General features: G+C 70.7%; 21 protein-coding genes and 1 tRNA gene. 5 read left to right on the plus strand and 17 right to left on the minus strand.

Translation table 11 applies throughout. The features are described 5' to 3' along the window. Window positions 1–25: 25 nt before the first annotated feature. Together C1J01_RS54265 and C1J01_RS09080 are read right to left on the minus strand one after the other, a co-directional pair. Window positions 26–556: an AIM24 family protein gene (locus C1J01_RS54265; protein ID WP_500047596.1), complete on the minus strand. Its 531-nt coding sequence runs from the start codon at window positions 554–556 to the stop codon at window positions 26–28. 137 nt (window positions 557–693) lie between these two features. Then, window positions 694–1092 carry a response regulator transcription factor gene (locus tag C1J01_RS09080; RefSeq protein ID WP_235854340.1) on the minus strand — a complete coding sequence of 133 codons (399 nt, stop codon included), beginning with the start codon at window positions 1090–1092 and terminating at the stop codon, window positions 694–696. Window positions 1093–1206: 114 nt separating this feature from the next. Here C1J01_RS09080 and C1J01_RS09085 point away from each other — a divergent pair. Next, window positions 1207–1278 (plus strand) — tRNA-Arg (locus tag C1J01_RS09085). Window positions 1279–1641: 363 nt separating this feature from the next. Here C1J01_RS09085 and C1J01_RS51145 read toward each other — a convergent pair. The 3 genes from C1J01_RS51145 to C1J01_RS09100 all read right to left on the minus strand — a co-directional run bounded on the left by C1J01_RS51145 (window position 1642) and on the right by C1J01_RS09100 (window position 4717). Beyond that, on the minus strand, window positions 1642–1974 hold the full coding sequence (locus C1J01_RS51145) for a recombinase family protein (RefSeq protein ID WP_220039803.1): 333 nt from the start codon (window positions 1972–1974) through the stop codon (window positions 1642–1644). A gap of 242 nt (window positions 1975–2216) precedes the next feature. Then, window positions 2217–3446 (minus strand): mannitol dehydrogenase family protein, encoded by a 1230-nt coding sequence (locus C1J01_RS09095; RefSeq protein WP_181448646.1) that lies wholly within the window; start codon window positions 3444–3446, stop codon window positions 2217–2219. Then, complete coding sequence (locus C1J01_RS09100) at window positions 3443–4717, minus strand: Gfo/Idh/MocA family protein (RefSeq protein WP_111178047.1); 1275 nt, start codon at window positions 4715–4717, stop codon at window positions 3443–3445. The genes C1J01_RS09095 and C1J01_RS09100 overlap by 4 nt, the downstream gene beginning before the upstream one ends. A 59-nt stretch (window positions 4718–4776) precedes the next feature. Between C1J01_RS09100 and C1J01_RS09105 the strand changes: the two genes are divergently transcribed. Continuing rightward, window positions 4777–5376 (plus strand): SGNH/GDSL hydrolase family protein, encoded by a 600-nt coding sequence (locus C1J01_RS09105; RefSeq protein ID WP_111178049.1) that lies wholly within the window; start codon window positions 4777–4779, stop codon window positions 5374–5376. On the opposite strand, the gene C1J01_RS09110 is transcribed toward C1J01_RS09105, so the two are convergent. The 4 genes from C1J01_RS09110 to C1J01_RS09125 are packed head-to-tail and all read right to left on the minus strand — an operon-like array spanning window position 5364 to window position 11066. Next, window positions 5364–7034 (minus strand): ABC transporter ATP-binding protein, encoded by a 1671-nt coding sequence (locus tag C1J01_RS09110; RefSeq protein ID WP_111178051.1) that lies wholly within the window; start codon window positions 7032–7034, stop codon window positions 5364–5366. The genes C1J01_RS09105 and C1J01_RS09110 overlap by 13 nt on opposite strands. Further along, entirely contained in the window at window positions 7034–8119 is a 1086-nt protein-coding gene (locus C1J01_RS09115) for an ABC transporter permease (RefSeq protein WP_111178121.1), read from the minus strand. Before C1J01_RS09115 ends, C1J01_RS09110 begins: the two co-directional genes overlap by 1 nt. A 2-nt stretch (window positions 8120–8121) precedes the next feature. Further along, the gene (locus C1J01_RS09120; RefSeq protein ID WP_111178053.1) at window positions 8122–9114 is read right to left on the minus strand and encodes an ABC transporter permease; all 993 of its coding nucleotides are present in this window, start codon (window positions 9112–9114) and stop codon (window positions 8122–8124) included. Beyond that, window positions 9111–11066 carry an ABC transporter substrate-binding protein gene (locus C1J01_RS09125; protein WP_111178055.1) on the minus strand — a complete coding sequence of 652 codons (1956 nt, stop codon included), beginning with the start codon at window positions 11064–11066 and terminating at the stop codon, window positions 9111–9113. Before C1J01_RS09125 ends, C1J01_RS09120 begins: the two co-directional genes overlap by 4 nt. 161 nt (window positions 11067–11227) lie before the next feature. Between C1J01_RS09125 and C1J01_RS09130 the strand changes: the two genes are divergently transcribed. Continuing rightward, on the plus strand, window positions 11228–12217 hold the full coding sequence (locus C1J01_RS09130) for a LacI family DNA-binding transcriptional regulator (RefSeq protein ID WP_111178057.1): 990 nt from the start codon (window positions 11228–11230) through the stop codon (window positions 12215–12217). 3 nt (window positions 12218–12220) lie between these two features. Here C1J01_RS09130 and C1J01_RS09135 read toward each other — a convergent pair whose 3' ends face one another. The 4 genes from C1J01_RS09135 to C1J01_RS09150 all read right to left on the minus strand — a co-directional run bounded on the left by C1J01_RS09135 (window position 12221) and on the right by C1J01_RS09150 (window position 18038). Continuing rightward, window positions 12221–13726 (minus strand): UxaA family hydrolase, encoded by a 1506-nt coding sequence (locus C1J01_RS09135; protein ID WP_111178059.1) that lies wholly within the window; start codon window positions 13724–13726, stop codon window positions 12221–12223. Next, window positions 13723–14901: an N-acetylglucosamine-6-phosphate deacetylase gene (locus C1J01_RS09140; protein WP_181448647.1), complete on the minus strand. Its 1179-nt coding sequence runs from the start codon at window positions 14899–14901 to the stop codon at window positions 13723–13725. Before C1J01_RS09140 ends, C1J01_RS09135 begins: the two co-directional genes overlap by 4 nt. Further along, window positions 14898–15677 (minus strand): glucosamine-6-phosphate deaminase, encoded by a 780-nt coding sequence (locus C1J01_RS09145; RefSeq protein ID WP_181448648.1) that lies wholly within the window; start codon window positions 15675–15677, stop codon window positions 14898–14900. The genes C1J01_RS09140 and C1J01_RS09145 overlap by 4 nt, the downstream gene beginning before the upstream one ends. Window positions 15678–15797: 120 nt before the next feature. Then, window positions 15798–18038 (minus strand): Ig-like domain-containing protein, encoded by a 2241-nt coding sequence (locus C1J01_RS09150; protein ID WP_111178065.1) that lies wholly within the window; start codon window positions 18036–18038, stop codon window positions 15798–15800. A 260-nt stretch (window positions 18039–18298) separates the two neighbouring features. On the opposite strand from C1J01_RS09150, the gene C1J01_RS09155 reads away from it, so the two are divergent. Then, complete coding sequence (locus C1J01_RS09155) at window positions 18299–18964, plus strand: hypothetical protein (RefSeq protein ID WP_111178067.1); 666 nt, start codon at window positions 18299–18301, stop codon at window positions 18962–18964. Here C1J01_RS09155 and C1J01_RS09160 read toward each other — a convergent pair. The 4 genes from C1J01_RS09160 to C1J01_RS09175 form a co-directional block, all read right to left on the minus strand. Next, a complete protein-coding gene (locus C1J01_RS09160; protein WP_111178069.1) occupies window positions 18906–19457 on the minus strand; it encodes a TetR/AcrR family transcriptional regulator in 552 nt (183 codons plus the stop codon). The two genes, C1J01_RS09155 and C1J01_RS09160, sit on opposite strands and share 59 nt — an antisense overlap. 87 nt (window positions 19458–19544) lie before the next feature. Beyond that, window positions 19545–20561 carry a hypothetical protein gene (locus tag C1J01_RS09165; protein WP_111178071.1) on the minus strand — a complete coding sequence of 339 codons (1017 nt, stop codon included), beginning with the start codon at window positions 20559–20561 and terminating at the stop codon, window positions 19545–19547. Next, a complete protein-coding gene (locus tag C1J01_RS09170; protein ID WP_235854341.1) occupies window positions 20558–20887 on the minus strand; it encodes a PadR family transcriptional regulator in 330 nt (109 codons plus the stop codon). Before C1J01_RS09170 ends, C1J01_RS09165 begins: the two co-directional genes overlap by 4 nt. A 50-nt stretch (window positions 20888–20937) precedes the next feature. Next, on the minus strand, window positions 20938–21558 hold the full coding sequence (locus C1J01_RS09175) for a protein-L-isoaspartate(D-aspartate) O-methyltransferase (RefSeq protein ID WP_111178073.1): 621 nt from the start codon (window positions 21556–21558) through the stop codon (window positions 20938–20940). 235 nt (window positions 21559–21793) lie between these two features. Here C1J01_RS09175 and C1J01_RS09180 point away from each other — a divergent pair, with 235 nt between their 5' ends. Beyond that, entirely contained in the window at window positions 21794–22171 is a 378-nt protein-coding gene (locus tag C1J01_RS09180; protein WP_111178075.1) for a DUF3703 domain-containing protein, read from the plus strand. The last annotated feature ends 99 nt before the right edge of the window (window positions 22172–22270 follow it).

The following is a 22270-nucleotide window of genomic DNA, read 5'->3' on the forward strand; positions in this document are numbered from 1 at the left end:
TACACGCGTAAGATCGTCGGCAGCGTCAGATGTGAATAAGAGACAGCCAGCAGACCGCCGCCTGCCCGTCCACGAACGTCGGCATGCGCGCCACATCCAGCAACACCGGCGTCCCATGAGTGGTCACCGCCACCCACCCCGTACCGGTGACCGTGGTGTTGAACAACCCGCCGGCCGCCACCCCGGCCCCCTGGACCCGCTGGATGTCCCAGGTCATCTGCGGCTGGAACGCCAGCAGGTTACGCCCGTTGACCGTGATCCCCTCGTTCTCCAGATAGAACAGGTGAACGTCGTCGGCGTTGTCGGCCAGATAGAGCACCCCCTGCCCGCGAACCCGCATCAGCGAGGCGCCCTCACCCGTCACGGCCTTCTTCAGCAGCTTGCCGAGCCCGCCGGCACCCTCGTAGTCGAAGTCCATCTGCCCCTGAAAGGCGACCATCGACCCCTGCTTGGCCAGCACCTCGGGCAGCTGCACGCGCAACATCTTGCCGTTCTCCAGCGCGAACCCAGGAGGCGACTGCCGAGGGTCGAGATTCCCGAAAATCGAGCTACGCACGGTCCAGCCTTTCGCAGGGGAACTGACATCCGCCACCCTACGGACAAGCCCGCCCCCACGCGCGTACGAACCCGATCACCCGCACGCGACGCCGTCAACCGGCCCCTACGACCACCGGCACCGCACCAAGGCCCCACTCAGCCACGTGCACCCGCACCGGGATCCGCGGCCAGATCCCGCACGACCTGAATCAACTCGGCCGGGTCGAACGGCTTGGTCAGGTAGGCGTCCACCCCGATGCCCCGGCCCCGCTTCTTGTCGTCGTCCTGCGCCCTGGCCGTGATGAGCACGACCTTGATGTGCCGCGTGGCCTCATCGGTACGCAACCGCTCCGCCGTCGTCCACCCGTCCAGACACGGCATCATCACATCGAGCGTGATGACATCAGGCATGACGTCGAGCACCTGATCAAGGCAGTCCTGCCCATCGGTGGCGGTCACGACCTCGAACCCCTCGAGGTTCAGGTTGACCGCGATGAGCTGCCGGATCACCTCGTCGTCGTCAACGACCAGCACTTTCCCAAGAACCTCGCCCACGGCCGCAAAGGTACCCGCGCCGGCCCGGTCACGTGCGGTTTCACACGAACTGTTCGCCGACCTTTATCTGGTGCCGAGTGGTGCTCAGATGCTGATAGCCTTGTCACGCATCGAGCCCCCTTAGCTCAGGGGATAGAGCACCGGCCTCCGGAGCCGGGCGCGCAGGTTCGAATCCTGCAGGGGGCACCGATCAGCAGTGAACGATAGTCATTCGCCGTCTCTCCTTCGGGAGGGGCGGCGATCTCGTCTGTCAGGGCCTTGATCGCGGGCACGTTGTCCTCCTTCACGGTGATGCTGATCAGCACTTCGTGCCTGTCCAGCCGGTAGCGCAGCTCCAGGTTGAAGGCCTCGAAAGGCTGCGCTTCCGAGCCGAGGGCGGCCACGCGGGTGCGGGCTGAAGACGCGTTCGGCGAAGAACTCGTGGACGAGTCCAGCAGGTCGTCCTCCCGGAGCCGCAGACTCTTGGGGTGGCGCGCGTACCAGTCGCGGCGCTGCTGGTGGTGGTGCACGTTCGGTTCGCACGCGTAGTACGGCACGTCACGGCGGCTCCTACTGTGCATGCGGTGGCCGCAGATCCCGCAGAGGACGTACGAGCCGCAGCGGGTACGTACGGCGGGTCTGAGGGTGCGCGTTGGGTCCCGCGCCGCTCCGGGAACGTTCCCGGATCTTCCCGATGGGCGAGACCGACTGGAACAGCTCTTTGGTGACCAGCGGTTCATGGGTGAGATGGGGTGACCAGACCCACTCGCTGGGTGGGTTGTTCTTGCCGCCCTTCTTCGTGGCGCGGCGGTTCCACGCCATGTAGCCGGTGTACTTCGGGTTGCACTGGATCTCCCGCACCGCCGAACCACTCCAGCGGCCCAGCGCCCGGCGCGGGTCCACCGGCCTCAGGATGGGGAACCAGGCGGCTCTTGTGCCTGCCCTCGGCGCGCTTGGCTGCGACCGGGTGCGGGATCTTCTTGGCTCGGTAGCCGTAGCAGGGCTTGCCAACGTTCCAGCCCTGTTCGGTGCGCTCGCAGAAGGCCTCCCAGGACAGCTCCAGCATCTGAAGCCCGTACTCGATCTTCGTGCCGAAGTAGGTGCGGCGGGCGACGCGTTCGACGGACTCGCAAATGACGGCGGCGTTAATGGGAAATACATGAAATGACGTGCCCGACGCCGTGCTTGGCGAAGGCCGCCAGGTCCGCGGCGACCTGGGACCGGAACGCCTGGTGCTCGGCCAGGTCGGGCGCCACGGCCGCGAGCAGGTGGCCGAGGTCGCCCGACAGGGAGCGCAGGTGGTCGGCGGCCGGGTCGGTGACGACGACCGGCAGCCCGGCGTCGGAGACCGACACCGTGACGTGCCGAAGCCAGGCGGCGACGGCCAGGCAGGTCCACCGGGGCACGGTCCCGGCGGCCAGGGCGTCGCGGACGGTCCCCAGCAGCCGGATGGGCACCTTCAAGGATCCGTCCTGCGCCACCTGGTCGCACCGGTGGCGCAGAGCCGTGTTCCGCATCCGCCCGAGCACCGACTCGCCGTACGCGGCCAGGTCGAGGCCGGGCGGCGGGGTCAGCGTGGGCAGCACGTCCTCCAGCAGCAGGACGGCCAGCCGGGACAGTGCCGGATCGGCCAGCGTGTCGGAGATGTGCTCGTGCCCCGTCAGCGCCCCCGTGTAGGCCAGGGCGCTGTGCACGCCGTTGAGGATCCGCAGCTTGGCCCGCTCGTACGGCTCGACGTCGGCGGCGAACACCGCGCCGGCCCGCTCCCACGCGGGCCGCCCGGCCGGGAACTCGTCCTGCAACACCCACTGGCTGTACGGCTCGGCCACCACCACGGCCCGGTCGCGGGCGTAGGCGCGGTCGGCCGGCGTGGTGGCGGGCACCATGCGGTCCACGACGGTCGCGGGGAACGTGACGTGGCCGAGGTCCGCGGCCCCGGCCTTGGCCACCGCCTCGCGGGTGCGCCGGCCGTTGTCGAGGAGGTTGTCGCAGCTCACCACGGCCACGGGCGCGGTGCGCCTGGCCAGCCCGGCGGCCAGCAGGCCGATCGGGCCTGACGGGCTCAGGTCGGCGTAGGCCTTCTCGGTGATCGTGAGGGTGATCACGCGGACCGCCGGGTCGGCGACGAGCTCCAGGACCTCCGGGGTGTCCGTCGGCGCGTGCAGTGCCTGCCGGATCGAGGCGACCGGCACGGAGGTGACCTGCCGGCCGTCCCTGACCAGGACCGTGTAGCGGTGCGCCTGCGCCCGCAGCGCCTCGACGATCTCGGCCGAGCGCGGCGCCACGGCGCGGATCCACCACCCGTCACCGGCTTCCTGGGTGTGGACGGCCTGGTGGGCGCGGTGGAAGGCACCCAGGCCGAAGTGCAGGATCACAGGAGCTCGGCGATGTCGACGGGCCGCGACTCGACGACCGAGCGCCACATCGCCTCGCCGGTGGCCACGGCCAGCGCGCCGTCGGTGGCCGAGGCGGGCAGCGACAGCCGGAGCGAGTCGGGGCCGGGCTCGCCGAACAGGTCGTTCCTGAGTACCGGGTCGGCGCCCTCGTGCCCGCCCTCCTGAACGATCACGTCGATGACCGACGGCTCGCCGAACAGCGGCGAGTAGGTGAAGGTGGTCGAGCCGGGCAGGGGCGTGCCGTCCGGTGTGCGGCCGTGCCGCGACTCGATCTGGCCGTGCGTGCCGCTGATCACCACCCGGTAGCCCTCCCACGGCGAGGAGAAGTCCAGGCTGTAGGCCAGGCTCGCGCCGCTCTCGTAGCGGACGAGCGCGGAGTAGGTGTCCTCCACATCGATCTCGTCGTCGTAGATGTAGGTGTCGCCGCCGGCCGGATACTGGTGCTCGTAGGACAGGCCGTAGAGCCCGGTGCGGCCGCCGCCCGGCTCAGGGAAGGCGCCGCTGCCGGCCTGCGCCTGGTAGTAGGGGTCGTGCCGCCGCAGTTCCGCTCCCGTGTACGGCCGGCCGGAGGCGTCACGTGGCCGGTGCGGGCTGTCGGGCCCGAAGTAGTTCAGCGCGCCGTACGCGAAGACCTGCTGCGGCACCGCGTCCAGCCACCAGGCGACGAGGTCGAGGTGATGGCAGCTCTTGTGCACCGAGAGCCCGCCGGACAGGGCGCGCAGCCGGTTCCAGCGCTGGAAGTAGCTGCCGCCGTGGCGGATGTCGACGTGGTAGTCGAGCGCGACGTGCGTGACGCGGCCCAGCTTGCCGTTCAGGATGAGCTCCTTGACCTGGCGGTGCCGCGGGATGTAGCGCATGTTGTGGGTGACCAGCACCGAGCCCTTGCTGTCGCGCTCGGCCTCCAGCACGCGCTTGGCGTCGGCCGCGGTGGTCACCATGGGCTTCTCGGAGATGACGTCGAGGTCGCGGGCGAGCGCGGCCAGGATGTAGTCGGCGTGGGTGTGGTCGGGCGAGGCGACGATGACCGTGTCGGGGGCCAGTTCGTCGGCCATGCGGTCGAAGTCCTCCGGCGCGTACCAGGGCAGGGGCTCGTGGCCCTCGGGGAGGACGGTGTCGTTGAACGCGGCGACCCTGGCCTGATCGGGGTCCACGACCCCGGCTACAGTGCCTCCGGCCTCCAACAGCGGGAGCACGAAGCTCGCCAGGCCACGGTTGGACAACCCGCACACGACATACCGCTTCACATTCATGCTGACATGATTGCGGCCGTGTGCTGAAATTGCAACAAGCGCTTGCAGGAGGATTCGAGATGGATGTGATCACCAGGGCGGAGCCAGTGACCTGGCTGTTCGCCGGGGACAGCATCGTGCAGGGCGCCCGGTGGACCGACGGGGCCCGCGGCTACGCCGAGCTGTTCACCGAGCGGGTCCGCTACGAGCTGGGCCGGCGCATGGACGCGGTGATCAACACCGGCGTCAGCGGCTGGCGCGCGACCGACCTGGCCGAGCACCTGGAACGGGCCGTCCTCCACCACCGCCCCGACGTGGTGCTCGTCGGCGTGGGCGTGAACGACTCGCAGGCCGGCGCCGGCGGGCTGACCGCCTTCGCCGAAGTGCTCTCCGGGATCGTCTCCCGCGTACGGCAGGCAGGCGCGCTGGTCGTGCTCCAGACGCCGGTCCCCGTGCTCCCCGAGGCCCCGCCCGAGCGGGTGAAGTGGTTCGCCCCCTACGCCCAGTCCGTCCGCGACGTGGCCGCCGGGCAGGAGACCGTGCTGGTCGACCACGCCGCCCACTGGGCCGCTCACGCGGACCGTAGCTGGTACGGCGACCCGACCCATCCCAACGCCGCCGGCCACCGCGAGATGGCCCGGACCCTCCTCAAGATCGTCGAAGGAGCTCAGCCGGAGTAGGCCAGGCGCTCCCGGGTGTCGCGCAGATCGGGGTCGGGAACCGGCACCGCCGACAGCAGCGCCCGGGTGTAGCCGTGCTTCGGGTCGCCGAACACCTCGGCGACCGTGCCTTCCTCCACCACCTTCCCGAAGTACATGACCACGACCCGGTCGCAGACCTTCTCCACCACCGACAGGTCGTGCGAGACGAACAGGTACGTCAGGCCGAGGTCGCGTTGCAGCTCGGCCATCAAGTCCAGGATCTGGCCGCGGATCGACACGTCCAGGGCCGAGACGGCCTCGTCGGCGATGACCAGCCGTGGCTCGCTGATCAGCGCGCGGGCGATGCCGATGCGCTGGCGCTCGCCGCCGGAGAAGGCGTGCGGGTAGCGGTTGAGCGCGGCCCGGGGCAGTCCCACCTTCTCGATCATCGCGGCCACCCGGTCCTCGACGTCCTCCACGCCGGACACGACCAGCGGCTCTCCGACCACCTGGCCGACGGTCATGCGCGGGTTCAGCGAGCCGTACGGGTCCTGGAAGACCATGCGGATCTCCCGCCGGTAGGGCAGCAGGTCGCGCCCGGGAAGCGTGGCGAGGTCCACGACGGCGCCGTCGGAGCGGCGGTAGAGGATCTCCCCGGCCGTCGGCCGGTAGGCCCGCACCACGCAGCGGCCCAGCGTGGTCTTGCCGCAGCCGGACTCGCCGACCAGGCCCACCGTGGACCCCTCCGGCACGTCGAAGGAGACGCCGCCGACGGCCTCGACCCGCTCACGTTTCCGGCTGAAGATCGAGCCGGAGGAGGTCTCGAACGTCATCCTCAGGTCCTTGATCCGCAGCAGCGGCTCGGGCGGCGCTTCGTCGGCGGCCCGCGCGGCGGTGTCGCGCTGGGGCAGCGTGGCCAGCAGGGCCCGGGTGTAGTCGTGCTCGGGCTCGTGGAAGACCTGCTCCACCGTGCCCGCCTCGACGACCTTGCCCTTGCGCATCACCACCACGTCGTCGGCGATCTCGGCGACCACGCCCAGATCGTGGGTGATGAACATGAGCGTCATCCCCAGCGACTCCTTCAGCTCGGCCAACAGGTCGAGGATCTGGGCCTGCGTGGTCACGTCGAGCGCCGTCGTCGGCTCGTCGGCGATCAGCAGCGACGGGCGGCAGATCAGTGCCATCGCGATCGCCGCCCGCTGCCGCATGCCGCCCGACAGCTGGAAGGTGTAGGCGTCGACGCGTTCCTCGGCGCGCGGGATGCCCACGCGCCGCAACTCCTGGATGACCCGCTCGCGCGAGTCGCGGGGTTTGATCCCCTCGTGTACGGCCAGCACCTCGGCGATCTGGTTACCGATGGTGTGCACCGGGCTCAGCGACGCCGACGGCTCCTGGAAGACCAGCCCGATCTCCCGCCCGCGAACGGCCCTGATCGCCGGGCCCATCGGGTCGAGCGCGGCCAGGTCGGTGACGTCGGAGTCCGGCAGCGGCCGGTGCAGGATTCGCCCGCCGGCCACGCGCCCGGCCGGTCCGAGGAGCTGGAGGATCGCGCGTGCCGTGGCCGACTTGCCGGAGCCCGACTCCCCCACCACGCAGAGCGTGCGCCCGCGCTCCAGGGTGAGGTCGACGCCGTCCACGGCGCGCACCTCGCCGTCGTCGCCGTCGAAGCTCACGCGCAGGTCACGGATCTCCAGCATCACGAGCTCCTCTTTCCGTAGGGGTCGGCCGAGTCGCGCAGCCCATCGCCGACGAAGTTGAAGGCCACGACCGCGAGCACCACCGCGACTGCCGGCATCATCAGCCAGGGCGCGGTGACGACGGTCCGTACGCTCTGGGCGTCCTGGAGCAGCACGCCCCAGGAGATCGCCGGCGCGCGCAGACCCAGCCCGAGGAAGGACAGCGAGGTCTCGGCCAGGATCATCGTGGGCACCGACAGGCTGACGGTCGCGATGACGTGCGAGGCGAAGGACGGCAGCATGTGGCGGAAGATGATCCGCGACTTCGGCACGCCGTCCAGCTGGGCCGCCAGGACATGGTCCTCACCGCGCACCTGCAGGAAGCGCCCGCGGATGACGCGGGCGAGGCTGGTCCAGCCGAGCAGCGACAGGATCACCGTGATGATGAAGTACGTCTGGAGCGGCCCCCACTGCGGCGGGATCGCGGCGGCCAGCCCCAGCCAGAGCGGCAGCGTGGGGATCGACATGATGAACTCGATGACCCGCTGGATCACGAGGTCGACCCATCCACCGAAATATCCGGAGACGCCGCCGAGAAGCAGGCCCAGCACCAACGACATCCCCACGCCCACCAGCCCGATGGACAGCGAGATCTGCGAGCCGAAGAAGATCTTGGACAGCAGGTCGGCCCCGGTGCGGTCGGCTCCCAGCAGGTAGAAGCGCTCCCCCGGGTCCTCCGGACCGAACAGGTGGACATCGCCCGGGATGAACCCCAGCAGCGTGTACGGATCACCCTTGACGAAGAACCCGAGCTCCACCACCCGCGAGGTGTCCTCCGTGAAGACCTGCTCCAGCGTCTCCGGGTCGGTACGGCCGGCCGTCGGGTGCACGTAGAAGCCGTGCTCGAAGGAGAACGACGGGATCTGCGGCGGCTGGTAGGCGTGGTCGGAGGAGTGGCTGTCCTTGCCGAACGGGGCCAGGAACCCGGCCAGCGCGGCCGCGGCGTACATCAGGCCGAGCAGCCACAGGCCCACCATGGCCAGCCGGTGCTTGCGGAAGCGGCGCCAGATCAGCGTCCGCTGGGAGGCGCGCTCGACGGTAGCCATGATCACGCCTTTCCGAAGCGCACGCGCGGGTCGGCGACCGCGAGCAGGATGTCCGACAGCAGGGTCCCGACCACCGTGAGGACCGCGACGATGAGGATGATGCCGCCGGCCAGGTACATGTCCTGCGATTTCAGCGCCTGCAGCAGCAGCGGGCCGATCGTCCCGAGCGCCAGCACCTGGGCCACGATGATCTCGCCGTCGAACAAGGACGGCAGGTGCCAGCCGGCGGTCGAGATGAAGGGGTTCAGCGCGATCCGCACCGGATACTTCCGGGTGAGCCGCCCTTCGGGCAGCCCCTTGGCGCGCGCGGTCACCACGTACGGCTTGTGCAGCTCGTCCAGCAGGTTGGCGCGGGTGATCCGGATGATCCCGGCCGTTCCCGCCAGCCCCAGCACGACGACCGGGATCCACAGGTGCTGCAGCAGGTCGGCGAGCTTGCCCAGGCTCCACGGCGCGTTGGCGTACTCGGGCGAGAACAGTCCGCCCACGCTCTGGCCGAAGAACTCGAAGCCCAGGTAGGCGAGCACGAGCGCGGTCAGGAACGCCGGCACGGCCAGCGCCACGAACCCGATGCCGGAGATCGCGTAGTCGATCCACGAGTGCTGCTTGCGCGCGGAGTAGATGCCGGCCGGCAGCGCCACGGCCCAGGTGAAGACGAGCGTGGCGATGCCGAGCGTGAGCGTCAGCGGCAGCCTCTCGCCGATGAGCCCGGCGACCGGGCGGCGGAACTCGAAGGACTGCCCGAAGTCGCCGTGCAGCAGGATGTTCGTGATCCACTTCCAGTACTGGATCCAGAACGGGTCGCCGAGCCCGTACCGCTCGCGCAGCGCCTGGATGTAGGCCGGGTCGAGACTCTCGCCCCGGCCCTCCAAGGCGGCCACGTGCGTGCTCAGGAAGTCGCCCGGCGGCAACTGGATGATGAAGAAGGCCACGATCGAGATCGCCACCAGGATGGGGACGACGTGGAGCAGCCTCAGCAGGACGAAGCGGATCATGCGAAGTACAACTGCTCGGGCTTGGTGACACCTTCACGGCCGTAGTGGAACAGCATGGGGGGCTTGTCGTCGCGCACGTTGCGCAGCTTGGCGTTCACCACGACGGGCTGGAACGGGAGCCGGACGATGCCGATGATGTAGAGGTTCCGGTCGTGCGCGGTCATGATCTTCTTGCCCGCTTCGATGCGCTCCTGGTCGCTGGTGGCCGTCGCCATGGTGTCCCAGAGGTCCATCAGCTCCTTGATCTCGGCCGGCGGCTCGTCGCCTGCCTTGCCCTTGCTGGCGTACCAGTTGCCGTACGCGGGGGCGAAGTGGCTGTTGCTGGCGGTGGGGACGTACCACACCGGCTCGATGTCCCAGCTGTTCTCCGGGGTGCCGACGCCGTCGAGGTCGAAGTCGTTGCTGCTGCGCACCTCGGCGTACAGGGTCTTGTCGACGGGGCGCAGCGCGAGCTTGACGCCCGCCGCCGCCCAGTGGCGGCGCACGGCCTCGAAGGCGTCCGTGCGCGGCACCTCGGAGTTGTCCTCGATGAAGGTGATGACCAGCTCGAACGGCTTGCCGTCCGGACGCAGCCTGGTGCCGGCCGCGTCGCGCTCGGTCAGTCCCGCCTCGTCCAGTAACGCGTTGGCCTTGGCCAGGTCGAAGGCGAGCGCGGTGTCGCCGTCGCCTTGGGTGTAGTACGGCTCGGCCTCGGTGGAGACCGGCTGGCGCAGCACGCCGAGCCCGCCGAGCAGCGTCTTGTTGATCTCCTCGCGGTTGATCGCGTGGGACAGCGCGAAGCGGACCCGCTTGTCCAGGAACAGCTTGCGCAGCACCGGGTCCTTGTGTGACAGGTTCGGGTTGATGGACAGCAGCGACCAGCCGGGCTCCCAGCGCAGCACCTTGAAGCCGCGCGCCTCGGCGTTGCGCAGGTACACCTGCGTGGTGCTGTAGCCGAGGAACTGGGCCTGGAAGTCGAGGTCGCCGTTGGCCGCGCGCAGGTCGAGCGCGTCCTGCTCCAGCATCTGCACCTGGATCTTGTCGATGTAGGGCAGCTGCCGCCCGTCGGGGTCGGTCTTGAAGTAGTACGGGTTGCGCTCGAACTCGGCGGTGCCGCTCTGCGCGCCGGCCGGCTTGGTCACGATGTAGGCGCCCATGACCGGGCGCTCGGGGTTCTTCCAGATGTCGTCGCGGTCGAGGAAGTACATGTCCCAGGAGTCGAATCCGGCCGCCTTGGCCGCCGCCTCCACCTTGGCCTTGTCGTCTTCTGTCTCGGCGAGGTCGATGTGGAACTGTTTGAGGTAGTGCCACGGCTTGACGAGCTGGATGCTGATGCCCGGATGACACATGAATTTCTCGAACATGGCCGACGGCTCCTCAAAGGAGATCGTCAGCGTGCGGCCGTCCTTGATGTCCACCTTGGGCAGCTTGCCGCCGTCGGACATGTAGACCGGCGGCTGGACGTTGAAGAGCTTGTTGCCGAAGAAGTGCTGGATGGAGTCGGCGACATCCTGGGCGGTGAAAGGCTGGCCGTCCGACCACTTCAGGCCCTCGCGCACCACGAAGGTGTAGACGCGGTTGTCGTCGCTGCGGGTGTAGGACTCGGCCAGGCTCGGCTGGGCCCCCTTGATGTCGAGCGTCCACTCCACCAGCCCCGCCGCGCAGAACGCGACGGTGACGGTGTCGGAGGCGGCGCTGGTCTGGGCCCGCCGCAGCGTGCCGCCGAACCGGCCGGCCTCCTGCAGCGGCTTGACGATCATGGGCTTGGCGGGGAGCCGCTGGTCGAGCGGGGGCAGCGTGCCGGCCTTGACGCGCTGGGCCAGCATCGGCGACTCGAGCGCGGCGGGGTCTCCGCCCGAGACCGGCGGGGGGAGCGGGGTCTCTCCGCCCGTGCACGCCACGCCCAGGAGTGCCACGCCTGTCAGTGCGCCGCCGTACCCGAAGAGTGTCCTGCGTGAGATGTTCGTGGCCATCGCCAGCCTCCTCCGGTAACGCTGAGCCGTTTCGGCGAACCTACATACTGCAAGCGATTGCCGCAATACCAGAATTTTCTGCAACACAACTTCGCTTCCGGCGTTCCGCCAGTGCGATATCGTCGTTGCGTTGCTGCAAACTACGGAGGGGGACGCAGCTCATGCCAGTCACGCTTGCGGACGTCGCCCAGGCCACGGGGCTGTCCGCGTCGACCGTCTCGCGGGCGCTGTCCGACCCGGACAAGGTCAACCCGCACACCCGCGACCGCGTCCGGCGGGCCGCACGTGAGCTGGGTTACGTCCCTAACCAGACCGCCAGGTCGCTGAGCTCGGGGCACCACGACATCATCGGGCTCATCGTCCCCGACATCGCCAACCCCTTCTTCCCGCCGATCATCAAGGCCATCCAGGCCAGGGCCGGGCTCAAGGGCAAGACGGTGATCATCACCGACGTCGACGAGCACCCCGGCGACGAGGTGCAGCGCGCCCAGGTCATCCGCAAGCGCGTGGACGGCCTGATCATGGTCTCGCCGCGCGCCTCGGAGGAGCGGCTCCACGAGCTGGCCCACCTCAACCCCATCGTGTTCGTCAACCGACAGGTCGCGGGGGCGGCCAACGTGCTGGTCGACAACGCCGACGGCATGGCGGAGGCGGTCGAGCACCTGACCGCGCTCGGCCACCGCAAGCTCGCCTACCTCAACGGCCCGCGCCGCTCGTGGTCCAACACCCAGCGCCGCGAGGCGATCGTGGCCGCCTGCGCCGCCCAGGGCGTGGAACTGGTGGAGTACGGGCCGTTCGAGCCGCAGATCCAGGCCGGGGTGCGGGCCGCCGACCTCGTGTACGCCAGCGAGGTCACCGCCGTGATCGCCTACGACGACCTGATCGCGCTGGGGCTGATGACGCGGCTGGCCGAGCGGGGCGTGCGGGTCGGCCACGACCTGAGCGTGATCGGCATCGACGACAGCCCGATGTCCGGCATGGCCTACCCGACGCTGACCTCCATCCACGTGCCCGGCGCGGAGGCCGGGATGACCGCGGTCGACCTGGTGCTGGGCATGATCGAGAACCCGTCGGACGAGGAGCCGCCGGTGGTCCAGCTCGAGACCAGGCTCGTCGTCCGCGGCTCCACCGCGCTCGCCCCGGCCACCTGACCGCTACATGACCGCGCCCAGCTGCCATGGCGCGAACTCCTCCTGGCCGAAGTCGAAGCGCTCGCTGGCGGTCCGCTCCCCTGACGCCGTGGCCAGGACGAGGTCGAGGATCGCGCGGCCCGACTCCTCGATCGTGAGCTCGCCGGCCGCGATCGGGCCGCAGTCGATGTCCATGTCGTCGCGCATCCGGCGGTAGAGGTCGCTGTTGGTGGCCAGCTTGAGGCTGGGCACCGGCTTGCACCCGTAGACCGAGCCGCGCCCGGTGGTGAAGCAGACCACGTTGGCGCCGCCCGCGACCATGCCGGTCACCGAGACGGGGTCGTAGCCGGGGGTGTCCATGAAGACCAGGCCCCGGTCCCGCACCTGCTCGGCGAAGCGGTAGACGCCGTTCAGCGGCGTGCTGCCCGACTTGGCGACCGCGCCCAGCGACTTCTCCAGGATCGTGGTGATCCCGCCGGCCTTGTTGCCGGGTGAGGGGTTGTTGTCGAGCGAGCCGCCGTGCCGGGCGGTGTAGTCGCGCCACCACTCGATCCGCTCCAGCAGCGCCCGCGCCACCTTCTCGTCGGCCGCCCGCGCCGCCAGCAGCCCCTCGGCGCCGTAGATCTCCGGGGTCTCGGCCAGGATCGCGGTACCGCCCTGCGCGACTAGCAGGTCGGCGGCCACGCCGAGCGCGGGGTTGGCCGTGATGCCCGAGTAGCCGTCCGAGCCGCCGCACTTGAGCCCCAGCACCAGGTGGGAGGCCGGCACCGGCGTGCGCTCCGCCTTGAGCGCGGGCAGCAGGTCGCGGATCGCTTCCACACCTTGGCGTACGGCTGCCGCGGTCCCGCCCGCGTCCTGGATCGTCATCGTGGTCACCGGAGTGTCGCCGGGCAGGTCCAGGTCGGCGATCTGGTTGACCTCACAGCCCAGGCCCAGCACCAGCAACCCGCCGAAGTTGGGGTGGGCGGCGTAGCCGGACAGCGTGCGGCGCAGCAGCTCCAGGCCCTCGCCGTCGGAGGCTAGGCCGCAGCCCGTGCCGTGGGTGATGGCGACGACGCCGTCGATGCCCGGCACCTCCTCCAGCATCCCCGACCGGCTCACCTGATCCGCGATGATCTTGGCGACCGTGGCCGAGCAGTTGACCGAGGTGATGATGCCGACGTAGTTGCGGGTGGCGACGCGGCCGTCCTGCCGGACGATGCCCTGGAAGGTCTCGGGCTCGGCCGGCGTGACGGCCCGGGTGGCGGCGGGGCCGTACTGGGCGGCCTCTGTGTCGTGGAAGCCCAGGTTGTGCGTGTGCACGTGCTGGCCGGGCGCGATGGGGGTGGTGGCGTGGCCGATCACCTGGCCGTACTTGAGGACCTCCGCGCCCTGGGCGACGGCGGCGATGCTCACCTTGTGGCCCGGCGGGATGTCCTCGGCGGCGGTGAGGCCGGCGGTGGGGCCGGCGGCGATCGGGTCACCGGCGGCGGCTCCGTCGAGGACGACCGCCACGGAGTCGCCTTCTGCCAGCACCAAGGCCCTCGTCATGGGGCAGTCCTTTCTGGGCCGAGCCACGCGCCGCGCAGCACGGTCGCCCACGGGTGGAATCCTTCGTCGAAAACGGCCAGGTCGGCGTCGAGGCCGGGGGCGATCGCGCCCTTGCGATGGGCGAGGCCCAGCACGCGCGCCGGTACGGCCGTGGCGGCGGCGACCGCCTCGGCCACGGGCCAGCCCAGGTCGCCGGTGAGGTGGCGAAGCATGTCGGGCAGCGTGGAGGTGGAGCCGCCGAACGCGTCCGCGCCGACCACCACCCCGACGCCGTCGCCCACCTCGCACGTCACCGTGCCCAGCCGGTAGCGGGAGCCTCTGGGCAGGCCGGTGCCCGGGGTGCCGTCGGACACCACGCACAGCCGCTCGCCCACGCAGCGGCGGGCGATCTCCAGGAGCGCCGGGGGCAGGTGGCGCCCGTCGGCGATCACCTCGGCGGTGAGGTGGTCGGCGGCCAGCGACTCCTCCAGCAGGCCGGGGACGCGCCAGGGCCCCTCCCTGACCGTGCTGGACTGGCCGCTCCACAGGTGCGTGATGTGGGTGAGGCCGGCGTCCACCGCGGCCCTGAGCGCGTCGCCGCGCGCCTCGCTGTGGCCGGCGGCCACGATGACCCCGGCGCCGGCGAGCAGACCGGTGGCCTCGGCGGCGCCGGGGAGTTCGGGGGCGAGCGTCACCATGCCGAGGACGTCGCGGAAGTCGAGCAGCCGGCGGACGTCGTCGGCTGAGGGCGGGCCGAGGACGGCAGGGTCGTGCGCCCCGCACTGGGCGGCCGCCAGGAACGGGCCTTCGAGGTGCACGCCGAGCAGTCGGGCGCCGTCGGCCGGCCGTTCCATCGCGGCGAAGGCCGCCAGGCGCTCGGCCAGGACGCCGACCGGGGCCGAGACCAGGGACGCCTGGACGGCGGTGACGCCCTGCGCGGCCAGGCCACGCAGGACACCGGCGGCCGGACCAGGGCCGTCGTCGAAGCACCCGCCGGCGAAACCGTGCACGTGCAGGTCGATCAGCCCGGGAGTGACCAGCCGCCCGCCGACGTCCACCCTGCCGCCGCCGTCCCTGGCTCTGTGGCCCCTTTCCTCGGCTGGGATCAGGGCTTCGATCCGGCCGTGGTCGATCAACACGTCCAGATCGTCGCGGATCCCCTCCGGCAGGAGGACGCGTCCGCCGGAGATGATCACCGCGGCAGGTCGATCTTGCTGGAGGAGGCGAGGTCGAGGAACAGCGTCGCGTGCGGCGTCCGCCGCAGGATCGTCGCCGGGCAACCCGGCGAGACGGGTGCCGTCAGCGCGGTCTCCACTGCGGAGGCCTTGCGCTGCTCGGGCACGCACACCTGCACCGCCGTGGCCGCCAGCAGCGCCGGGACGGTGAGCGAGATCGCCGTCCGCGGCACGTCGGCGACGGCCGGGAAGTGGCCCTCGCCGACCTGCTGGGCGATCGAGCGTTCGGTCAGCGTGATCACCCGTGCCCATCGGTCGTCGTCGAAACGCGCCTCGTGCGGCTCGTTGAAGGCCAGGTGCCCGTTCTCACCGATGCCCATGCACACCAGGTCGAGCGGCGCCGACCGCAGCTCCGCCTCGTAGCGGGCGCACTCGGCCTCGGCGTCACCGGTGTCGCCGGCGATGTAGTGGACCGCCGCGGGGGCGAACGGCTCCTCGATGCGCTCCCTGATCCACCTGCGGAACGAGGCCGGGTGGTCGGCCGGGATCCCCACGTACTCGTCCATGTGGAAGACCGTCACCCGGTCCCAGGGGATGTCCTGGTCGCGCAACGCGTCGGTGAAGGCGTACTGGGAGTTTCCCGTGGCGATGACCACGCGGGCTGCGCCGCGTTGCCGTACCGCGTCACGGAGGAGCGCGGCGGCGCGCTCGGCCGCGGCCCGACCCAGGGCGGCCTCGCTCTCGTAGACCTCGACGGGTAGCCGGTCCGCCGTGAACCGTGCAAGTGCTGCTGGCAACTGAGTCTCCTCCGTGCGGGGGTTAGCCGTCCCCACCCTACTGCAAGCGCATGCAGCACTTGCAGTGCCTTGTTGTATTTGCCCATCCTGACACTGGCAATATATGGATGACAGCGGTTGTCAGCCGAGCGAGATCCCGGAGAACCGTACCGTGCCGTAGTTGGCGATCGCGTTGCTCTCCTTCCGCCCGTCGACGGCCAGGCCCACGAAGATCAATTCGGGCAGCTCGACGGCGCCCGAGCCGACCTCGTGCCAGGTCTGCGCGTCCGCGGAGACGGCGCCGGTGACCGTGCCGCCCTTCCTGGTCAGGCGTACCCAGTACGGCGTGGCCACGCTCGCGTCCTCGGGGACGTCGGGATACTGGAGCGTCTGCGCCTCGGCGCCGTCGCTCACCCGCGTGCCGAAGCGGGAGACCATGCCGCTGCCGAAATAGGTGAGCTGCATCAGCGCGAACGACGCCGACGGGCCCAGGTTGCTCCTGATCATGACCCCGCCGACCACCTCGGGGTAGACCTTCCTGATCGACTCGACCCTGGCCACGATCTCGCCGTCGCCGCGCCAGGGCCGGAAGACGAAGCGGAACCGGTCGGCCGTGCCGCCGATCGCGCCCGACCCCTTGACCGTCATCACGCCGTCGACCAGCGAAGCGGCGCCGCGGATGGGCGTGCTGCCGACGTCGACCGCCTTCCACTCGCCGATCGTGGTGGCCCGGTTGACGTGCACGGGCAGCGCGGTCGAGGTCGTCGCGGTGCCGGTCGCGTCGACGGCCGTCGCGGTGGCGTAGTGGGTGCCCTCGGGGGCGTCCTTCCACTCCAGCCGGTACGGCCGGCTGGTCACCGTACCGACGAGCTTGTCACCCGCCCGGAACTCCACGCGCGCGAGCGGGACGCCACGCCCGGCCGCCTCGGCGACGAGCAAGACCTTGGCGGTGGCTCCGGAGGTGGTGACGAGCGCGTCGCCCGTGGGCTGCAGCAGTCGGACGTCGGGGTTGGCGGCGCCGGTCCGGCCGATGGAGTTCAGGTAGCGCTCGAGGTTGGTGTAGCCGTCGGCGCCGACCGCCTTGCCGTCGGCCGGATCCTGCGGGTTCAGGCCGTTGGCCGTCTCCCACGCGTCGGGGATGCCGTCGCCGTCGCTGTCGGCCGGCGGGGTCGTGGAACGGAGCTCCGGCCAGCCGCCGACCTCGGTCTGGGAGTTGATCAACCGGCCCGTCCCCTGCCGTACGTCCTGCACGACGCGGGCGTCCACGGAGTCGCGCCGAGGCAGGATCGCGCCCGCCCCGGCCAGGACCCGCTCGAAGGCCACCACGGCAGACTCGGCTGGGAGCTCCTGCGGGAAGGTCACCGGCGCGGTCAACCTGGTGATCGCCACGTCGCCGTCCACGCCGAGCCAGTTGTCGGCGGTGACCTGCGGGAACCCGTCCACGTGGTTGTCGGCGACGTACCAGGACCCGGGCCCGCCGAGCGTGCTGACCGTCGGCTCCACGATGCGGTCGCGCACCTCGGCCAGGGTGTCGGGCCCGGACCGGTAGTAGTTGCCGACCATGTTGATCCCGGCCGAGTCCTCGCCCCCGTAGGCGGAGTTGAAGCCCCAGTTGTAGACGACGTTGTTGCGGTAGTCGACCTTGAGCGCGATGTCGGGCCCGGCGGCGCTGCGCGGCGCGAAGCGCGGGGTGCGACTGGTGTGGTGGACGATCAGGTTGTGGTGGTAGGAGACGTTCTCGCCGCCCCAGATGCCGCCGTAGCCGTGCCGCCCCTCCGGGTTGACCGACATCGTCAGGCTTTCGGAGAGGAGGCACCACTGGACGGTCACGCGCGCGTTCTCGTAGACCGACAGCGCCTCGTCCGTGCTCCAGCTGAGCGAGCAGTGATCGATGATCACATCCTGCGTACGGCGGGCCCACATCGCGTCCTCGGTCACCCCGGCGATGTCGCCCATGCGGCAGCGCAGATAGCGGACGATCACGTTCTGCCCCGCGATGCGCGTGGGATAGCCGGCGATGCAGATGCCGTCGCCGGGCGCGGTCTGGCCGGCGACGGTGAGGTTGGAGCCGCTGATGTCCAGCCGCGACTTCAGGTAGATGGTGCCGGAGACCTTGAACACGACGGTACGGTTGCTGCCCTTGACGGCCTCCCGCAACGAGCCGGGGCCGGAGTCGGCCAGGGTGGTCACGGGGTAGACGTCGCCGCCGCGACCTCCCGAGACGTACATGCCGCAGCCCTCCGCGCCGGGGAAGGCCGGGACCTGCGCCGCCGCAGCGCCCTCGGCTCTGGCCTGGGCCGGGGTGAAGAGGGCCGCGGCGCCTAAGGCCGCCGCTCCCACGCCGAAGGTACGCCGGGTGAGCTTGGACTGGTCGGGCGTCATCGCTCCTCCTTCGAGACAATGCAAGCAATCATGCAAGCGCTTGCTATCACTGTCAACGCTGAGTGAGGTCATGCATGGAAGATCCAACGATGCAATGCTGCATGCGATTGCGTCCACCGGCGACGTGGTCCGCGCAGCACGCTGCCGATGTTGTCCGGATCCAGCGGCCACAGGACGAGGTCATCGCGCGCCACCCCTCGAGGCGGCACGGGCACGACGCCAACACCGAGCGCTGGAACGGCGCCGTGCACAGTACGCCGATGACACCGTCGTATCCCCCGTACCCGACGGTGGAACGGCGAGGCGACGAGCTGGTGCTACGGCTCGGCGGGTACGCGGACGCGGACGGCCACGTCGGCAGCGCCGAGGCGGACTGGGGCGACGGCGCGCCGCGCTTCACGCTCTACCGGGACGGCGCTCTGGCCGCCGAGCGCACCAGCTCGGTGGTGGGCATCGACGTGGATCCCACCCCCGGCCGGTACCGGGCGGAGCTCAACGTGCGGGCCCCCTCGCTGCGGCTGTCCACGCGGCGGGACATCACGCTGGAGTTCACCCCGGCGCACGCCGACCCGGACCTGACCCTGCCGTTCACGGCGATCGGCTTCGCCCCGAGCCTGGATCTCACCAACACCGCCGAGACGCACCGGACCATGCAGATCCCGATCACGCTCACCTCGCAGGGCGCGGCCAGCGAGGTGCGCACGGTCGGGGTCGAGGTGTCGTACGACGACGGTGCCACCTGGCAGAAGACCCCCGTGTCCCGGCACTCCGGCGCATGGCGGACCCGGGTCAAGAACCCGGCCCGGCCCGGTTACGTGTCACTGCGCGGGCACGTGGTCAACGCGGGGCGCGGACCGCGCGGGGTGGCTACTCGGAACGCCGCGGGGACAGGCCGTCCAGCACTATGTCGACCGCTCGGTCCATGACGGTCCGGTCGCCCCGGGCGTCGGCCAGCGCTCTGATCAGCATGTAGACCTCATCCACCGTTGCATCCGCGCGCACCTCACCGGCTTGCTGGCCGCGGGACAGCAACTCCTCGACGGCTTCGCGCACCATGGTGGCCGCGGACTCCACCTCGTCGGCGGAGCCTGTCGAGTCGGCGGGCTCCTCCAGCAACGCGACGAGCGCGAGCTTCGCCGGAGCGCCTGAGACCATCTCCCGGAACGTCTCCCGGAACGCCGCCCCGGCCTCGCCGCCCTCGCCCCGCGCCCGCGCTGTTTCGGCGAGCAGGGTGAGGTGCCGAACGACGGTGGCCTTGACCAGCGCCTGCTTGGTCGGGAAGTGCCGGAAGACGGTGCCGATTCCGACACCGGCCCGGCGTGCGACCTCCTCGGTCGAACCGGCGATGCCGGACTCGCCGAAGACCTCTTCGGCCGCGGCCAGCACCCGGTCCCGATTCGCCCGCGCGTCGCTCCGCATCCCCCCATCTTCCCACCCCGGCGGTCCTGCACCCCCAGGCCCGACTCTTGCTATCCGGAGTCTCGACTCCGGGACTCAGCGTCTCGGTCAGCCTTCGCGGAGGATCGGACCGGTTTCGGCGGCCGCGGCCACGGACGCGCGCGGCAGGCCCCGCGCCCCCACCCAGGCGAGCGCGGTGGACAGAACCCAGAGCACCGCGCACTGGGCGCAGACCATCGTCCACGAGGCGCCCTCGGGAAGGTTGTCGAGCAGTGGCAGCCGCACCGCCAGCAGGAGCAGCCCGGTGGCCGTCATGGCCAGCGCCCATGACGGGGAGCTCCGGCGGGCGAGCACGACCACGGCGCCCGCCGCCCACACGAGGATCGTCGTGCCGAAACCCAGCCACAAATAGGGCCAGTCCTGGTCGTACGGTCGCACGGCGACGACCAGCCAGGTGCCGCCCAGCACCGCCAGGCCGACGGCCGCCGGTGACAGGGTGACCGTCCACGACCGGCGTCGCGGCGTGACATCGCTGTGGAAGCCCATCAGGAGCGCGATCACCGGCGCCACCGTCAACACCAGGGTCGCGAGCTCCGACAGCGGCCGCTCAACCAGGAGCATCGGGATCACCGTGTAGGCCAATGGGGGTGCCACGCCGATCAACGCCGTGATCTTCGCCGTCCTGACGTGGCCGCGCATGATCGCTACGAACGCGACAGCCGAGCACAGAGCCGCCGCGGAGACGGCGATCGACACCAGCCTTTCGAGGGAGCCCGGCGGGCCCGTCCACGCGACGTGCGTGCCGAACGCCAGCGCGTGACCCCAGTTCAGGAGCTCGATGACGCTGCCCACAGCCTGATGGCCCAGTCCGAGCAGCGCCACGAGCCGGACGGCCTCGCCCCAGGCGACGAAGCGGGGAGAGGCGCCCGCGCCGCCGAGGCGCACCCGCATGGAAAGAGACAGCACGCTGGCGATCTCGCCCCACCGAGGCCGCGGGTTCGCCTCGTCGGGCACCTCGCCCGACAGCTCCATGAACGCGTCCACCATCTCCTCCTCGCGCTCGGCTCGGTAGGAGGCCGGCAGCAGACGCAGGACGGAGCGGTAGCGCTGTTCGAGCAGGCTCATGCGGCGCCTCCGGCCATCCTGGCCCGCAGGCGGGCGGTGGCGGCCTGGGCGGTGGCGGCCATCCTGGCGGCCTCGTCCCGGAGCGCTTCGGCGCCGTCATCGGTCAACCGGTAGTAGCGCCGCAGCCGTCCGTTCTGGGCCTCCTCCCGGTCGAGCTCGACCAGGCCGGCGGCCGAGAGCCGGTCGAGCACGCCGTACAAGGTGCCGATCTTGAGTTGTACGTGCCCCTCGGACAGCCGATCGACCTCCTGGACGATCCCGTAGCCGTGCCGGGGCTCGTCCACCAGCGCGGTCATCGCCAGAAACATGGGCTCCGTGATGTTCACCCATCCAGGATATCCTGTCTCACAAGATATCGTCGAGAACACCGCTCCGCTCAGGCGTACGCGCCGACAAGGCGGACGAAGTTGGCGGGCAGGAGTGAACGCCGCCGCACCAGGCGGCCGCCCTGCTTGCCGTACAGGGTGACCATGTCGGCCACGGCGGTGGTGATCGGCATGACGAGCCGGCCGCCTTCGGCGAGCTGCTCGGCCAGCGGATCGGGCACTCTCGAGGCCGCGGCGGACACGATGATCGCGTCGAAGGGAGCGTGATCCGGCAGGCCTTCCGTGCCGTCGCCCACCACCACCTCGACGTTGGTCACGCCCGCGGCGGAGAGGTTCGCCCGTGCGTGGTCGGCCAGGTCGGCGTAGCGCTCCACGGAGTACACCAGGCGGGCCAGGCGCGCCAGCAAGGCGGTCTGGTAGCCGTACCCGGTGCCGATCTCCAGGACGGTCTCCCCGCCCGACAGCCGCAGCGCGTCGATCATCTCGACGACCAGCGACGGCTGAGTGGTGGGCTGACCGTGACCGATCGGGATCGGCTCGTCCAGGCCGGCGCCGGCGGCGTAGGGCGGCGGCACGAACCCCTCGCGCGCCGTGGCGGCGACGGCGGCGAGCAGCCGGGGATCGGTCACCCCTTTCTCCCGGACGACCTCCACCAGCGACCTGCCCTCCATACCTGCCCGCTTCCCGCCGCCCGGGAAGCGACACTCGTTCCGCTTTCTCCGCGACCAGCCCCTTGAGGCCAGAACGTCGCGCCCGCCGCTCTACCTTGCGCCGATATAACGATATCGGGCTATCATCGCGATATGGCGATTGATTGTGCGGGTGGCCGGTGTGTCAGCGCCAAGCGCCGCGACGCCCGCCCTTCCCACCGGTGCCACAACGCCTGACGAACCGAGGAGTACCCCGATGATCGGACGCCCGATGCCCGCCCGCGTGCGGGCCGCCTACCGGGCCGAGATGCGCGCCGCCCGCACCGCCGCCGCCCCTGAGGCCCGGTGGCGGCACCTGGAACGCGCGCACGTCATCTCCCAGCCCTGGCCATGGCCGCACACGCGCAACCACGTCGCCATGTTCGCCTCGGCCGTCGCTCAGCGCGACCGGCGTGAAGCCTTCGGCCAGGTCATCCGGATCATCGTGGCCGCGCCGGGCTCGGCGTTGCGCCGCTACCCCGAGGGCAACACCGGCCGCGCCGCCGTGGCCCTGACCCAGCCCATGCCGATCCCCGCCGATCTGGCCGAGCTGCTGCAGAACGTACCGGCCGCACGGGGAAGGGCGTCTCGGTGACGTTCTCGACCAAGCTCTTGAGGTTGAGGGCCGATGCCTGAGCGGCCAGGCGGGGCGGCGAGCGCGCGATGGCCGACCGGCAGCGGGCCCGGCTGGCCG

The sequence above is a fragment of the Nonomuraea aridisoli genome (assembly GCF_003236395.1).
Classification (GTDB): Bacteria; Actinomycetota; Actinomycetes; order Streptosporangiales; family Streptosporangiaceae; genus Nonomuraea; species Nonomuraea aridisoli.